This is a genomic window from Paenibacillus aestuarii (assembly GCF_027789125.1).
GTDB lineage: Bacteria > Bacillota > Bacilli > Paenibacillales > NBRC-103111 > Paenibacillus_E > Paenibacillus_E aestuarii.
On record NZ_JAQFVF010000022.1, the window covers coordinates 72,701 to 87,893 of the forward strand.

A 15,193-nucleotide genomic window follows, 5' to 3' on the forward strand; every position below is an offset into this window, starting at 1 on the left:
CTGCTTACGACGGATTCCCTATATACGCAGGTTAGGTTTTTTATTTTTTCAGTAGGAAATAATGGTAAGAAGGATCACATTTCATTGGAGGCAAGTGACATGGAAAGCATCTTTAAACTTAAAGAACGAGGCACCACGGTCTCGACGGAAATCATGGCTGGTGTGACAACATTTTTGACCATGGTGTATATCGTCATTGTGAATCCTGGCATTCTGAGCAAGGCGGGCATGGATTTCCACGGAGTGTTCATAGCCACAGTGCTCGCCAGCATTACTGCCACACTGATCATCGGTTTTTTCTCCAACTATCCGATTGTCATTGCGCCTGGCATGGGCTTGAATGCCTATTTTGCTTTTAGCGTAGTGGGAGGGAGCGGAGTCTCCTGGCAAGCGGCACTCGGAGCCGTTTTCGTCGCTGGCGTGCTGTTTATTTTGCTATCCTTGACTTCGTTCCGCTATATGCTGTTGGATGCGATTCCATCCAGCTTGAAACATGCAATCACGGCGGGAATCGGGTTATTTATTACATTTATCGGGCTGCAAAATGCGCAAATTATCGTCGCCTCACCATCCACTTTACTTACGCTGGGCGATTTGACGAAGCCGATGACGTACTTAACGGTAATCGGATTAATCATATCTCTAATCTTGATGGCGTACCGGGTAAAAGGTTTCTTGTTTATCGGAATGATCATTACTGCGATTTTGGCCTGGTGTCTCGGATTGCTGCAGATGCCGCAAGCGTGGATCGCTCTGCCTACAGGACTGTCGGCGACCGCGTTCCAGTTTGATGTTGGCGGCGTATTTTCGCATGGTTTGTATGCCGTTGTGTTTACGTTTTTGCTGATCACCCTCTTCGACACGACGGGGACGATGCTGGGTGTTGCCGAACAGGCGGGATTGCTCAAAGATAACAAGTTTCCGAGGTCGCGCGGCGCACTGATTGCAGATGCAATCGGCACCACGGTGGGAGCTGCGCTCGGCACAAGTCCGACTTCGGCCTACATCGAGTCCAGTTCGGGGGTTGCCGTCGGAGGGCGGACAGGGCTGACGGCGCTGACCGTGAGCGTGCTGCTGGCGCTTACGTTGTTTTTCTCGCCGATCGTGGCCGTGCTGGCGGGTATTCCGGCGATTACGGCTCCGGCGTTGATCATCGTCGGGTTTCTGATGATGAATGTGCTGCGCAAAATCGAGTGGAGCGATCTGGAAGAAGCTTTTCCAGCGTTTTTGATCGTCGTCTTGATGCCGCTGACTTACAGCATCGCGACAGGTATCGGCATCGGATTCATCGTGTACCCGATCCTGAAGCTGATCCGCGGCAAACGGAAAGATGTTCATCCGATCTTTTATTTGTTTGCGGTACTGTTTTTTATTCAGATTGTGTTCTTTAGTCATTAAACCGAAGCTCATAGAAAGGCCCTCCTAGTATATTGAAAAGGAGGGCCTTTTTGTGGTTTGGCGCGAGCCTCCGGCGGTGCGCCCAAAGCGGAAAAGTCGCTTGGGAGGTACCCCCGAGCTTTCAGGAGTAGCTCTAAAGCGGCAAATCCGCTTTGCACGCCTCCGTGCCTGCGCCTCTCGGTGCTCGCCGAGCTTGTATGTCACTGGATGAATGCGCTTCCGCGAATTTTTACTAACTCTGACTTATTCCCATATCTCATAAAATAATTAAAGTATGAATACCTCCATACTAGCAGGTATAATGGAAAAAATAACATAAAGCAGGTGATTCCCCATGCTCGTGATCACGCACAATGAAGTTCAAGAACTGCTGTCGATGGAAGCCTGCATCGCCATTATGGAGGCTGTTCTCGCCGATTTGACGACCGGACAAGCCATGCAGTCCCTGCGAAGCGTTGTCCCCGTTGAAGGAGGCAATCTGATGGGGCTCATGCCTGCATATTTGAAGCGGGAAGAGACGGTGGGAGCCAAGGTCATCACAGTGTTCCCGGATAACCATGTGAAGCAGCAGCCTTCCCATCAAGGCTTTGTCGCTTTATTTAATTCGACCAATGGTAAATTAGATGCAATTTTGGATGGCAAAACAATCACTTCCATTCGCACCGCTGCCGTCAGCGCCGTCGCCACCAAACTGCTTGCGCGCCCTGATGCGCAGACGCTGGCTGTCATCGGGACAGGAGAGCAGGCACGCAGCCATATCGAGGCGATGCTGCTCGTTCGCCCGATCCGCTTGATCCGCGTATGGGGCCCGAATCCGGCCCATGCGGAGAAGCTGAAGGCGGAGACGGAGAGCCGTTACAACGTTGCTGTCCGGGTAGCAGCTTCAGCGGAGGAGGCCGTCCGGGATGCAGATATGATTTGTACGGTAACGGCATCCACGACGCCAGTCGTGCACGGCGAATGGATTCAGGCAGGTGCGCACATCAATGCTGTCGGCGCTTGCCGGGCCAAGGATCGCGAGCTTGATTCAGAACTTGTGCGCCGTGCGGAGCTGTTCGTCGACCGCCGGGAGTCTGCGGTGAACGAAGCGGGCGATTATTTGATTCCGCTGCAAGAAGGCGTGATCAGCGAGCAGCATCTGCTCGGGGAAGTCGGCGAGCTGCTGACGGGCCAACTGCAAGGGCGGCGCTCGGCAGAGGCGATCACGCTTTTTAAGGCGTTAGGGCTGGCAAGTGAAGATTTGGCTGCAGCCAGCTATATTTTCAAAGAAGCGATGCGACTGAGCAAAGGAACTCATATTTCTTTATAGGAGAGATAGCCGATGAATCTCGACATCAATGTCATGGAAGGGCTTTACCCGTTCAATCTTACTGAAGCTCAGGAAGCGCGTGCGCGTCAGCTGCATGCCAGCAGCATCATTATTGATTTGCTTTTTCAGGGGCCGTTGTCGCCCCAAGCGATTTCGAAAGAAGTATCCTCTCGCATCCGTGAGCAATGTGAGCCGTATCGCGAAGATCCCATGGTGTACAGCGGCATGCCGAGCAAAATCATTCATGACATGGCGGCCCGCGGAGAGATGCCGGCCTTTCAAGAGGAATGGTACCGCTCGGGGATTACGGCGGGCAATCGCCAACTGAGCATTTCGAGCATCGAAAGCCTGGTGACGAGCATGGGCGAAGTCCAACGCCAGTTCGATACGGCGGATTGGCTCGTGAAAGCGCTCACTGCTGAAGACATCAGAAGCGCCAAGCGCAGCAATTTGAAGGCAGGCATTGTAACGGCACAAGAGACAGACGGTCTCGGTAAAAATTTGGAGCTGCTGGAAGCGTTGTACCATTTTGGCCTGAGAATCCTACAGCTGACGTATAACAATCAGAATTTTATTGCTTCCGGCTGCGCGGAGCCGGCGAATGGCGGTGTAAGCAAGTTCGGCATGCAGTTCATTGCCAAAATGAACGAACTCGGCATCATCGTCGATACGAGTCATTGCGGTAAACAGACGACGCTCGATGCATGCAGGCTGTCGACCAAGCCGGTCATCGCTTCGCATACGGGAGTCGAGCGGTTGTTCGGCCATATGCGCTGCAAGAGCGATGAGGAGCTGAAGGCGATTGCCGCCACGGGCGGTGTGATCGGCGTTTTTGCGATGCCGTGGTTCGTCTACGAGGATCCGAATGAAACGACAATAGAGCATGTGCTCGATCACATTGACTATGTCGTTCGAATGGTTGGCGTCGACCATGTTGGCATAGGGACAGATTGGCCGATGAGCGATGTCGAATGGTCCTTAGTTTATTTTAAAGAGCATATTGCGCCGAGAATCGGGTTTGCCAAAGGGGACGGGCCGTCTACGGAGACCGTGAAAGGGCTGGAGAAGTACAGTTATTTCATCAATTATACGCGCGGCTTAGTGTCACGGGGTTATTCGGACGAGGAGATCGGCAAAATATTAGGCGGCAACTGGATGCGTGTATTTGAAGCTGTATGGGGATAGGAGACAATGAAGATGAGCACAGGCTTAGAGGCAATGACGTTTAATTTTTATTGTTCCGGTGTCTATGAAGGTAAGATTCGTTTTGGCAGAGATGAGGAGAGCATCATGCACGCCAAGGTGGATTCCCGCAGACGGACACAAATGCAGGAAAATGTCCTCCCTGAGAAGACAAGCTATATCCTCCCTTTTCTAAAAATCAAACAAGCACTGTCAGACTTCGCCAACGCCGAATGGCAGGGGGAAGAAGTTCAGCTGGCTAACGGTGACTTGTATCAGAAACATATTCGTTATACGGCTGAAGTTGGCGGTAAGGCCTTGACCTCGCAAGTGTGGGCCTTGCGTAAAGATACGGCTTTGGACGTCGTTACGCTGGACGGGCAGATCATCGCTTTTGTCGCACCTAACCGGTACGGGATGGAGGTGCTTGTGGCTAAAGGCTGCGAGTCTTTGACTCCGCTGACTGTGTATGACGACCCTCAGCTGTCCAAACCGTTATATGGGATCAATGATCTCGGAACGGATTTGATTCCTATGCGGGACGGTGTCCGGTTGGCGACGGATGTGTACTTGCCGGAGGGCGTGGAAACGGGGCGAAAGCTCCCGACGATCCTGATTCGCACGTGCTATGACCGTAACTTGCGTAAGGAATTTTTCAAGCGGTGGACGAACAAGGGATACGCCGTTGTCAATCAGGACGTACGCGGGCGTGCGGATTCCGAAGGGGAGCTTATTCCCTTCTATTATGAGCGTGATGACAGCTACGACACGATCGACTGGATCATTGCGCAAGAGTGGTCGGATGGCCAGGTGGGCATGTGGGGCGCCTCCTACCTGGGCTATGTGGTTACCGCAGCGGCGACTAGCGGGCATCCAAATTTGCAGGCGGTCGTGAACGAAGTCAACGTAGGCTCGCCTTTTGTGGATACGGTGCGCAAGGGCGGAACCGTATGTTCCTGGCCGCTGCTGTGCTGGACGTTGGCGCAGTCTGTCGGGACGCGCACGGATTTTAGCATTTTCGGCGGCATTACGGTGAATCCGGAGCAGGCGGTCGATGCAAGGCCGATTCGCGAGATACCCCAGCAGACGATCGGCCGGGCGTCCGGTCCGTGGGATCTGTGGAGCGAGCATCCGGATTATGACGACTTCTGGCGCAACTGCACGTTTACAGAGCGCGGCGATCAGGTGCAGGTGCCGATGTTCGTCATCTCCGGCTGGTATGACGGGGATAGCGCCGGCGTCTCGGAGACGTGGCGCATGCTGACGCAGCATGACGTGCCGAACCGCAAAATCTGGCTCGGCCCCTGGGAGCACGGCCCTAATCGTGCGCGTGATTATCAAGGCGCCAGCTTCAGCAACGACGCGGTCGTGTACAACTATGACGTCTCCGTACTGCGTTGGTTCGACCGGTTCCTCAAAGGGACGATGAACGGCATCGATCAGGAGCCGAGAGCGTCCTACTATGTCGTCGGAGCCAACGAGTGGCGCACATCGGAAGATTGGACACCTGTAGAAGCGAAGGTGACGGATTGGTACTTGGGCAGCGGCGGCCGGGCGAATTCGAGCCATGGCGACGGCACGCTGGCTGCAGCACCGCCGCATGAAGGGGATCCGGATACGTATGTCTACAATCCGGAAGATCCTGTGGCGGACAGCGGCGAGCGGGAGCCGGAGAATATGCGCAAGCATGAGCTGCGCAGCGATATTCTCGTGTACACGAGCGAGCAGCTGGAGCACGGCGTGACGGTTGCCGGCGAGCTGAGCTGCGAGCTGTACGCCTCCAGTACGGGCGTTGACACGGACTGGGTCGTGACCCTTAGCGATGTCGATGAGGCGGGCAATTCCATCAAGCTATCCAACTACATTGTCCGAGCAAAGTATCGCAAAGGTTTGGATGCGCCGGAGCTGCTGAAGCCGGGGCAGGTGGAGAAGTATACGATTTTTATGCAAAATATTGCGCATACGTTCCGTCAGGGCCACCGCATCCGCTTCACCGTCACTTCATCGAGCAAAATGGTGGCATTTCCAAATACCAATACGGGACTGAATCCGTACGAGGATCCGAAGCCGGTTATCGTCAGGCAGACGGTGTATCATTCATCTGAATATCCGAGCCATGTGAAGCTGCCGATTTTGCCGAATTGATGGTGGTTTGGAATTTGTCTCGCGGGAAATCATGGTAAAATAGTACGTTTTTAAAATGTGACCTAATCTAAGAGGAGGGTTTTCGCAGTGAACAATTTGACGAAGATGAGTACCCTTAAGCCGGCTCACGAAGCATTCGAAGCTTTCGTAGACCCGGGCAAGATCGGCAACTTCTGGTTTTCATCAAGCTCCGGACGCTGGGAAGCCGGCAAAACGTTTACCTTAAGATACGACGAATACCAGGCGCAAGTGGAGATTGCCGTCAAAGAGGTCGCAGCCAATGAGAAGATCCTCTTCCAGTGGGGCGGGGAAGCGAATACAGTGACGATTCTTTTTAGAGACATGGGAGATTCCCGTACGATCGTTGAAATCAATGAAGAAGGCTTCGATGAGAACGATCCTGAGCTTTTGCATAAAATGATCGGCAATAAGGAGGGTTGGGTTTACGTGTTAACCTGCCTGAAAGGATATTTGGAATTCGGCATCAATCGATTGCGAGCGGGTATTGTGATGGATTAAAAGGAGTAGAACATCAGATCACTGCGGCACCCGCCGCGGTGCAAGCTGCAACCGTTGACCCCAGCTGACAGGCTGGTTAGCGCCGGTATGATTGAGGGGTACCCCAATGGGAAAATAAGCGCGTGCTGTTACGATTTCTGTGGCAGCACGCGCTTTTAGTTTTATTTATGGAACATATATCCGACGCGCTTCACGGCTGATTGCTTGAGCAAGATGATGTAGACAATGTCAAGGATGGTAATGAACGAGATCAGGATGAGCAGCAGGGAGGAGTTCGGAAATAGATAATAAAAAATGACCGATGCACACAAACTTCCCAAAAATTTGGCGTATCCGATGTAGATGGATTGTCCAAGCGTTCCTTGGCTTTGCAGTAAAAGGATAAAAAGTAAAGACATCATGAAGTTCATGCCAAAGGCGGTATATCTGCCAATCCAGTCTTGAAATTCAACTGTGATTCCCAGATTAATCAGGAAAGCGGCGGCGAGCGAGGCGGCTACTATGAAGTATTTGTTAGGGGTCATTTTAGAGTAAGCCAAGTATTGAAGCAGAATGAGGAAATCCAAGGCCAGCCAGACGAAGTTAATGATGGTTTGCGTGGCATCAATCGGGAACAGTAATGTAAAAATGGCCTCCCATGTAATGTTCGCGCATATGGCTGCCAAAGGCATACCGGACTTACGATCTTGAAAGCCTTTGTAAAGAATGAGTAAATACGCAATAATCCAAAAACCACCCGAGGCGATCTGCAAAATTCTTCCTATTTGAATAGCAAGTGAGTGATCGATCATGGGATAACACCCCTTAATAGAAGTTATTAGACCATATGATCCATACGTACAAGTTATGAACCCAACTTGGCGTACTCGTTAAAATGTTAAGAAAAATAGAGGAATCTAACATTTGGTTAATATTGGTTCTCGAATTCTCTTAATATATTGCCGATAGGATACAAGAGGGTAAAATCCGGTAAAACATCATTTGGAGGACAGGTATGAAAAAAGTACGTTTATTTCATCGTCTTAAGGACACTACAACAACATTTAGCCTCCGGCAGAAGCTGATGGGCTCCTTTCTCATCGTTCTCCTGCTTTTGGCAGTACTTAGCGTCTCGGACATCATGAAAATTAAGCAAATGAAGCAGGACATCAATGACATGGCCAACCATTGGATGAAAGGTACGCAGGAGATTGATGAATTCAGCTATATGACTGAGCATTTCGCCAAGGATTTGTTGGGCGTACATAATCTCGTGAACACTTCGGACAAAAGTGAGCTGACACTCAGCTTGAATGCAACTTTGGCTAGAGGAGATAAGGTGCTTGAAGCTTATGGAAATACACTTTCAGGTGAAGAGGATACCAAAAACTTTAAGGTGCTTCAGGGGCGATGGGCGGATTTGAAGACAGGTTTTGAGACCTATCAGAAGGCAGCCAACGATACCGAAGAAGCAGCCATCTATGCGTCTCTCGTAGAAACGTACAATGATCTTCAGAACGTTAGTCGCCTCATGGTATCGTTCAACCAAAAGGGGGCGGATGCGAGTGTCGTTGAGAACGACGCGCTGTATCGTTCGACGATCAGGAATGCCCTCCTCATGCTCGGCTTTGTATGTTTGATTTCGGTTCTCATTATTTGGGCTTTGATCCGCAATATTAGCCGTCCGGTCATCGCCGCTTCCAAAGCGCTGAATCGAATTGCAGACGGAGATCTGACTGTGGATGAGTTACGTTTCAAAAATAAGGATGAGATCGGTGTGCTCGTACAAGCGGTCAACGGACTGACCACACAGCTGAGAACAGCGATGATGCGCCTGCAAGATTCCTCGAACGCAGTCGCCTCCTCTTCTGAACAGCTGTATGCGAGCTCGGAGCAAAACAGTTCGGCCTCGCAGCAAGTTGCTGAAGAGATTCAGCTGATTGTGGCTGAAGCCGAGACGCAGCGCCAAGGCGCATTGGAATGTGCAAGAGCCATGGATGAAATCGCGGTTGGCGTTCAACGGATCGCCGAAACCACATCGGAAGTATCGGATTTATCCGCGCATGCTTCCGACCAAGCGATCGAGGGACAAGCGAATATTAACCAAGTCACGCTAAGCATGCAGGCGTTGAGTTCGGCCGTAGAAGGGGCTAGCGAAACGATTCGTCAACTGGCGGAGCACTCGAAAAATATCGGACAAGTTTCACAGATTATCGGAGAGATTGCGACGCAGACGAATCTGTTGGCGCTGAATGCGGCCATTGAAGCTGCCAGAGCAGGGGAAAGCGGCAGAGGGTTCGCTGTCGTAGCCGGTGAAGTGCGTAAGCTGGCATCGCAAACCGAACAGTCGGTCGGTGCGATCGGGCAAGTGGTGACAAGCATTCAGACGGATACGCATAAAGCGGTTCAGGCCATCGAGGTGGGACTGAAAGAAGTGCAGCAAGGGCTTCAATCGGTGAACCGCACGGAAATGAGCCTTGATGCGATCGTCCGCTCCGCGCAAGAAGTGGCCGGTAAAGTACAGGAGACAGCTGCGGCTGCACAGCAAATGGCTGCAAGTTCCGAACAAGTGGCAGCAACTGTTGCCAACATGGAGAATGCGTCCAAGACGACTGCGGGGCTGGCGCAGGAAGTAGCCGGCGCGACAGAAGAACAGTTGGCTTCTGCGGAAGAAGTGACTTCTTCCTCGCAGATGCTGGCTGAAATTGCTCAGGATTTGCAAGACATTATTAACACTTATAAAACGAAGTAATTCGTGAAGACCTGACAAGGGCCGACAGCCTGAGGGAGGGTGAAGCGCCTTTTAGCGGTAGAAGAGTTCCGCTAAAAGGCGCTTTTTTGGCCTTCTGCACATATCCACAATTTTGTGCACATTTTCCACAGAGTCTAAAACCTTGCTGTGTACAACCTTTGGCGCAGATGTCAACATATCCACAATTGGAGATATCCACAGGGTATAACTCATCCGCAATTCGTAACGGAGGTATTTCAGGGAGGTTCATGTACTCATAAATCTTTCATCGAAAATTTAGCTAGATTTCAGCTTGTATTCTCAGTTTCTTCATAAATGGGGAGTAAGCTGTTCATATAGACAAAGGGTAGGAGTGATTACATAATGAACAAGATTCAAAAGTTAACCGGCATCTGCGTGTTGATTCCGGTATTATTAAGCGGCTGCGGCCAGCCGGCGGCGCAAAGTGCGGCACCTGCAGCAAGCACGCAGCCATCCCAATCGCAGGACCAGAAGCAAGGGGCTAATGGTTCCGGGCAAAACAAACCGGTAATGAACCAAGCCAAGTTCCAAATGTTCGGTACGTTCCAAACGCTGATCCAGATGGATAAAGCGGATGGACTAGCCATCACGAAGGAGCAGGCGGAAGTGATGCTGCCGGTCGCGCAGGACATCGAGAGCAAGGGGGAGCTGTCCGATGACAACAAGACCAAGTTGCTGGAGAAGCTTACGGACGCTCAGAAGAAGTTCATTGACGACGCAGCGAGCCGCATGAACAATCGTGGTGCCGGCCACAATGGCAACGGTGGCGGCAAAAATGCCAATGCGGCGGGCGCGGCTCAGGGCACCGATGCGTCTGCGTCTGCGAAGCCGGATGCCTCGAACGCGGACAGCAGCGCACAAGCGCAGCAAGGCCAACAAGGACAACAAGGCCAACAAGGCCAACGTGGTCCTGGCCGTAACGGCAATGGTGCGGGCGGCAATCGTCCAGCCGGAGAGATGAAAGACCCAGGCAAGCAACTTGTTGAACTACTGCAAAGCAAAGTGAAATAATAAAATACAAAGAGCTCCAGCTTAAGCTGGAGCTCTTTTTTATGAAAACTTTTACGAAGCATGTTGCACTCTGAAAATGGTACAAATCCTGGCTACCGCCACTCATCGCGGCACTGTCCGCATGTATAGCCTCAACCATCGCTTGATGCAACGTGCTGCGTATGAAAGCCTGTGCCCCGGTCGAGGGTCATGATAGCGTACAAGATGGCGATTCGTCGACAGATTATGGCTTCAGCTGCAGAGCGCGGATGAGCTCATTCTGGGTAAATGACTGCTTTCTTCCCCAATGAACGACGCGAACGAGGAAGGGTCTATTTGGATTTTTCATATGATAAAATCCAGGCATGCGCATGACTCGAGCGAGATTCGTAATCATCGGGTCAGAGTGGAACTTGTTGACAAGCGCGTTTTGAATCGGCACGAACTTGCTGACAGCACCATTTCGAATCACCCAGTAAATGTGGAAGCCGCTGTAAGTCTCGACAATCATGGTATCTTTGATCAATGGCCAGTGCTTGGCGATAAAGGCTTTCTTTAACTTCCGGATGCGAGATTCCGTTCGTTGAACGAGAAGCTGGAACTGGCCGGAAGCATGCTTGGTTATGCTGAATGCTTGAATTTGCTCGGCAGGATCGGACTGAATTGCTTTCAGTCTTTGTCTGGCCAGTGCTTGTGTGGGAAAACGTTCCGAAATTTTGTTAAAATCAACATCGATAAATTGAGCGCGAATGTCATTGATTTCACTATTTTTCAAGCCGCCTTGATTAATGCCCATAAAAATCGCGTATCCTTTGGCATTTTGGCTGAGTACATGAATGGATTGGCGCTTGTCGTTGTTCAAGCGGATTTGGGCGACGGATTTCTCGATAAGCCGCAGCGGTTTGTACAGTGTCATGGCGTACTTGCTGTCAGTGGAAGTGTCAGAATTGTTTTTATTGCGCTCGGCATCATGGACCAGAATAAAGCGAAGGTGATCGGTTTCTTTGTAGCGGAGCTTTTTGATAAAACGGTGTGCCTGGCTGGAGCTTTGTTGAAGTTGACTCGCAAAGCGTGAAAGACCCGGGTTCATTCAACCACTTCCCCTTTTGCGGCTTGTTTTGAATTCTGTTCATTCATATTCTCACGCGAAAAGCCCCGTGTAGACCTTGTCACCTATTTATTGCAATCCCCTAAATCGCGTTATATGCTAGAGAAAAAAAGGAGGTATTCTGATTGAGCAATCCGAATCAAGGCTATGCGAATCATCGCCGACTCCATCCGCTGTTTCATTTTGTTTTGCTATTGTTGACGCTTGTGCTTCTCGTCTCTTCCGTGACAGAGTTCATCCGATTGATGCAAGCAGGAGAGCGCTTTTTACCGGCATTCATTTATGTCATCGTTTCCGCCATTGTGGTCGTTATCTTCCTTCTCATTCGTTCTTATCCATTAAAAGCGCAGGATCGCGCAATCCGCGCCGAGGAGAGCCTGCGGCACTACGTGCTGACGAACAAGCTGCTCGATCCACGGCTTACGATTGGGCAGATTGTAGCGCTTCGCTTCGCAGCAGACAGTGAATTTCCTGCATTGTGTCAGCGTGCTGCAGCCGAGCAATTATCGCCTGACGCCATTAAGAAGTCGATTCGGCAGTGGAAAGATGACAACTATAGAATTTAGGAAAGGCGAATTGATTCGTGCCGTTTATATTTAATGCCCTTGATTATCCGGAAGCGCCGGGCTGTTATATGATGTATAACGAAGCAGGGGATTTGCTTTATGTGGGGAAGTCCATTCAGTTGCGGAACCGGCTGCGATCGTATTTTCAACAAACACATACCCGCAAGCGAACTCGCAATCTAGTCAGGGAAATTGCCAGAATTGAAGTTGTGATTGTCAACAATGAGACAGAGAGCTTACTGCTCGAAAATAATTTAATCAAACTGCACAAACCGCCCTACAATCGGGCTCTAAAAAAAGAAAAGAGCGGCTACGCGTACCTGCAGTTGACGAAGGAACGCGTGCCGCGGCTTGAAGTTCATTACAGGAGCCAGCGCCATAACCATGAAGCGGAAGCGTCTGCCGCCGATACGCACGCTGCTTCGCAGCGGTTAGGTCCGTTTCGGAGTAAATACTTCCTGGAAGCGTTGCTGGAGTTTATTACGGACCACTACGGCCTGCGTTCGTGTGAAACGATGCCCAAGCAAGTTTGCTTGCTTTACCACATTCACAAGTGCAGCGGTGTCTGCGCGGGCATGGTGTCCGAAGAGGTTTATGCCGATAAAGCGCAGCAAGCGGCTGCGATGCTGGCTAATGAAGGACAAGCGCTGATCGAGGCCATGACGGCAAGAATGGAAGTGTATGCGGCGCGGCTGGAATTTGAAAAAGCGCAAAATATGCTGCAGCACATTCGTAATTTGGAGCAGGTGCCGGACAAGCAAATTGTCGATCGGGAGGACGGGAACAATCAGGATGTGCTTTATTTCGGCGAGCATGGCGTGATGGTCGCGAGGGTGAAGGAAGGGATGCTCCGTGATTTTCGGTTCGTGGAGCTGGCTTCTGGGACGGAGGGGTTCGCGAGCGACCGCTTTCTTCTCTCGTTCTACGCCCTGGAGCAGAGGCCGGAGGAAATCATCTTGAACAAGATCGGTGATTTGGCAAGAGTGCGATCCGCGCTGCGCCGCGGAGGCGCAGGGGCCCCGAAGATCACACTGCCGAGGCGCGGAATCAAGTTTGAGCTGCTGCAGTTGTGCAAAAACAATTACGAATATCGGACGCGTTGGGTAAGTGCAGGGGCTAACGCAAACGGCGAATAGCGGGAGATGATCTCCCGCTATTTGCTGTGCAAAACCGTATCTACCGCTTACGTACGGCGATACACCTCTCTAACCCGTGCAATCTGTGCAAGGTGGTTGCGGACGTGATCAACGCGGGCTTCTAGCTCTGAATCGGTCAAATGATGAGAATTTGATGGATGTTGCCCGGATAAGAATGAACAACGGTATTTTATCGCCTTTCCAAGAAAACCCTGCGGGTGAAGCAGCTTCCCGTCACATAAACACAGCCAAGAAAGTGGCATATTAGTACCATATCCAAGTAACAGCAAGGAGTGAACAGGGCTAGTGTACTACATTCGTGTTGTGGCTATCGTGTTGGTTGTGCTGCTGGGTCTGGGGCCATCTTCACTGGCTTCCGCCGACGGGACGTATCATTTCGGTTTCAAAAAAAGCGCGAACGGCCGGCTGCCGTCCATAGACGAGGAAGGCTTTAAGCCGCTGCTGCAAAAGTACGGCGCCATCTTTACAGGCGATGTAACTGCCAAGGAATTGTATTTAACTTTCGACAATGGGTATGAAGAAGGCTATACCGGCAAAATTCTCGATGTTCTCAAAGAAAAGCAGGTACCTGCCATCTTCTTCGTGACGGGGCACTATATCAAGACAGAGCCTGAACTACTGAAGCGCATGGCGAATGAGGGCCACTTAATCGGCAATCATTCGTGGAACCATCCGGATATGAGCCAAATCTCCCCGGACCGCATCCGCAAAGAGCTGGACCAAGTGAAGAGCGGGGTTGAGGCGGTTACCGGGCAAAAAGAAATGCGGTATCTGCGCACGCCGCGGGGAATCTTTAACGGGCAGTCGTTAGCCGTCAGCCAGCAGCTTGGGTATACGAATGTGTTCTGGTCTATTGCGTATCGGGACTGGGAGCCGAAAAGACAGAAAGGCTGGGAATACGCCTATAAAAATGTGATGGCCCAGCTTCATCCGGGCGCTGTTATTCTTCTCCATTCCGTATCCAAAGATAATACGGAAGCGTTGGCGCGAATTATCGATGACGCCCGCAGTCAGGGATATCAGTTCAAGAGCCTCGACGAAATGAAAGTCCGTACGCCTTAACGCAAAAAACTCCTTAGCTAAGGGGGAAGCCCCCAAACAGCTAAGGAGTTTTTTTGTTGCCAATCGGATGCTTAAGCGCCGGCTGGTTTCGCTGGTGTTAAATAGTTTTCAATCTTGGCATCAGTCTTCTTCTGCTGCAGCCATGTCGTAGACAGCGTAGAGATTTGTTGATTCGTCAACGTGTCTTTAATGTCAGCTTTTTTCTCGTCTAAAGTAGGTGTAGTCGCGGCTTTATGATCTGTCACTTTAATGATGTCATAGCCGGACGCCGTTTGCACCGGATCGCTGATTGTACCTGTTTTCAAGGCAAAGGCCGCTTTCTCCGCAGCCGGATCCAGAGATTCGCTGCCGCTGGCTACATAGCCAAGGTCGCCGCCTTTATCCTTCGTAGCGGTGTCGGTCGATTTCTCTTTGGCAATTGCGGCAAAATCACCGCCGCTTTTCAGTTGAGCACTAATCGCGTCGGCTTCTTCCTTCGTTGCGACAGAGATGTGCGCAGCTTGGACTTGCTCTGGCGTTTTCAACGATTCGAGATTTTGATCATAGTATTGCTTGATTTGATCGTCTGTAATGTTTACTTGCGGGGACAGGATCTTTTTCAATAATACTTGCGACTTCATATTTTTCTTCAGATCATCCAGTGTCATGCCGTATGAAGTCAGTGTTTGCTGAAACTCGCTCTCTGAACCGAACGATTTCTTCACAGATGCCAATTCATTGTTCATGTCTTCGTCCGTAACCGTGATGTTTGCTTTCTTGGCTTCCTGGTTAATAAGTTCATCACTGATCAAAGAATCTAAAGTTTGCGCACCGCCGCCTGCCACCATAGCATCATAAAGTTGTGCTGAAGTTATATTGACGCCATTGACTGTGGCGACTGCTTTATCCGAAATTGCACCTGTGCTCTTATGCACAGGAGGGAAGAGGACGGCATAGATGATGAGGGCAGCTACTAAAAGGACCGAAACCCACATCCATTTGCGATCCGCTTGTTTAATAGTCATT

At 50.9% G+C, this 15,193-nt stretch carries 13 protein-coding genes; 10 read left to right on the forward strand and 3 right to left on the reverse strand.

The window, feature by feature from the left end; all coding sequences use genetic code 11:
• Positions 1-99: 99 nt before the first annotated feature.
• The 5 genes from O9139_RS07670 (at position 100) to O9139_RS07690 (ending at position 6,553) form a co-directional block, all read left to right on the forward strand.
• Positions 100-1,398 (forward strand): NCS2 family permease, encoded by a 1,299-nt coding sequence (locus O9139_RS07670; protein WP_270878867.1) that lies wholly within the window; start codon positions 100-102, stop codon positions 1,396-1,398.
• Positions 1,399-1,732: 334 nt separating this feature from the next.
• The gene (locus O9139_RS07675) at positions 1,733-2,707 is read left to right on the forward strand and encodes an ornithine cyclodeaminase family protein (RefSeq protein WP_270878868.1); all 975 of its coding nucleotides are present in this window, start codon (positions 1,733-1,735) and stop codon (positions 2,705-2,707) included.
• 12 nt (positions 2,708-2,719) lie between these two features.
• Positions 2,720-3,892, forward strand: a complete 1,173-nt coding sequence (locus O9139_RS07680; protein WP_270878869.1) for a dipeptidase — start codon at positions 2,720-2,722, stop codon at positions 3,890-3,892.
• A gap of 12 nt (positions 3,893-3,904) precedes the next feature.
• On the forward strand, positions 3,905-6,034 hold the full coding sequence (locus O9139_RS07685; protein ID WP_270878870.1) for a CocE/NonD family hydrolase: 2,130 nt from the start codon (positions 3,905-3,907) through the stop codon (positions 6,032-6,034).
• 87 nt (positions 6,035-6,121) lie between these two features.
• Positions 6,122-6,553: an SRPBCC family protein gene (locus O9139_RS07690; RefSeq protein WP_270878871.1), complete on the forward strand. Its 432-nt coding sequence runs from the start codon at positions 6,122-6,124 to the stop codon at positions 6,551-6,553.
• 161 nt (positions 6,554-6,714) lie between these two features.
• Here the strand turns inward: O9139_RS07690 and O9139_RS07695 are convergent, their stop codons facing one another.
• Positions 6,715-7,344, reverse strand: coding sequence for a transmembrane-type terpene cyclase (locus O9139_RS07695; RefSeq protein WP_270878872.1), 630 nt, complete (start codon positions 7,342-7,344; stop codon positions 6,715-6,717).
• Between the two features lie 203 nt (positions 7,345-7,547).
• Here O9139_RS07695 and O9139_RS07700 point away from each other — a divergent pair, with 203 nt between their 5' ends.
• Positions 7,548-9,284 carry a methyl-accepting chemotaxis protein gene (locus O9139_RS07700; protein ID WP_270878873.1) on the forward strand — a complete coding sequence of 579 codons (1,737 nt, stop codon included), beginning with the start codon at positions 7,548-7,550 and terminating at the stop codon, positions 9,282-9,284.
• A gap of 363 nt (positions 9,285-9,647) precedes the next feature.
• Positions 9,648-10,316 (forward strand): hypothetical protein, encoded by a 669-nt coding sequence (locus tag O9139_RS07705; RefSeq protein WP_270878874.1) that lies wholly within the window; start codon positions 9,648-9,650, stop codon positions 10,314-10,316.
• 223 nt (positions 10,317-10,539) lie between these two features.
• Here the strand turns inward: O9139_RS07705 and O9139_RS07710 are convergent, their stop codons facing one another.
• Positions 10,540-11,385 carry a DNA-primase RepB domain-containing protein gene (locus O9139_RS07710; RefSeq protein ID WP_270878875.1) on the reverse strand — a complete coding sequence of 282 codons (846 nt, stop codon included), beginning with the start codon at positions 11,383-11,385 and terminating at the stop codon, positions 10,540-10,542.
• Positions 11,386-11,528: 143 nt separating this feature from the next.
• Between O9139_RS07710 and O9139_RS07715 the strand changes: the two genes are divergently transcribed.
• From O9139_RS07715 to pdaA, 3 genes are all read left to right on the forward strand, one after another.
• The gene (locus tag O9139_RS07715; RefSeq protein ID WP_270878876.1) at positions 11,529-11,969 is read left to right on the forward strand and encodes a DUF6526 family protein; all 441 of its coding nucleotides are present in this window, start codon (positions 11,529-11,531) and stop codon (positions 11,967-11,969) included.
• Between the two features lie 17 nt (positions 11,970-11,986).
• The gene (locus tag O9139_RS07720; RefSeq protein WP_270878877.1) at positions 11,987-13,105 is read left to right on the forward strand and encodes a GIY-YIG nuclease family protein; all 1,119 of its coding nucleotides are present in this window, start codon (positions 11,987-11,989) and stop codon (positions 13,103-13,105) included.
• A 315-nt stretch (positions 13,106-13,420) separates the two neighbouring features.
• A complete protein-coding gene (gene pdaA, locus O9139_RS07725) occupies positions 13,421-14,188 on the forward strand; it encodes a delta-lactam-biosynthetic de-N-acetylase (protein ID WP_377525905.1) in 768 nt (255 codons plus the stop codon).
• Between the two features lie 71 nt (positions 14,189-14,259).
• On the opposite strand, the gene O9139_RS07730 is transcribed toward pdaA, so the two are convergent.
• The gene (locus O9139_RS07730; RefSeq protein ID WP_270878879.1) at positions 14,260-15,192 is read right to left on the reverse strand and encodes a peptidyl-prolyl cis-trans isomerase; all 933 of its coding nucleotides are present in this window, start codon (positions 15,190-15,192) and stop codon (positions 14,260-14,262) included.
• Position 15,193: the final 1 nt, after the last annotated feature.

Coding starts and splice junctions, on each gene's coding strand:
- O9139_RS07705 (WP_270878874.1), top strand. CDS start 9,648: ATGAACAAGATTCAAAAGTTAACCGGCATCTGCGTGTTGATTCCGGTA.
- O9139_RS07685 (WP_270878870.1), top strand. CDS start 3,905: ATGAGCACAGGCTTAGAGGCAATGACGTTTAATTTTTATTGTTCCGGT.
- O9139_RS07695 (WP_270878872.1), bottom strand. CDS start 7,344: ATGATCGATCACTCACTTGCTATTCAAATAGGAAGAATTTTGCAGATC.
- O9139_RS07680 (WP_270878869.1), top strand. CDS start 2,720: ATGAATCTCGACATCAATGTCATGGAAGGGCTTTACCCGTTCAATCTT.
- O9139_RS07730 (WP_270878879.1), bottom strand. CDS start 15,192: ATGACTATTAAACAAGCGGATCGCAAATGGATGTGGGTTTCGGTCCTT.
- O9139_RS07675 (WP_270878868.1), top strand. CDS start 1,733: ATGCTCGTGATCACGCACAATGAAGTTCAAGAACTGCTGTCGATGGAA.
- O9139_RS07670 (WP_270878867.1), top strand. CDS start 100: ATGGAAAGCATCTTTAAACTTAAAGAACGAGGCACCACGGTCTCGACG.
- O9139_RS07700 (WP_270878873.1), top strand. CDS start 7,548: ATGAAAAAAGTACGTTTATTTCATCGTCTTAAGGACACTACAACAACA.
- O9139_RS07710 (WP_270878875.1), bottom strand. CDS start 11,385: ATGAACCCGGGTCTTTCACGCTTTGCGAGTCAACTTCAACAAAGCTCC.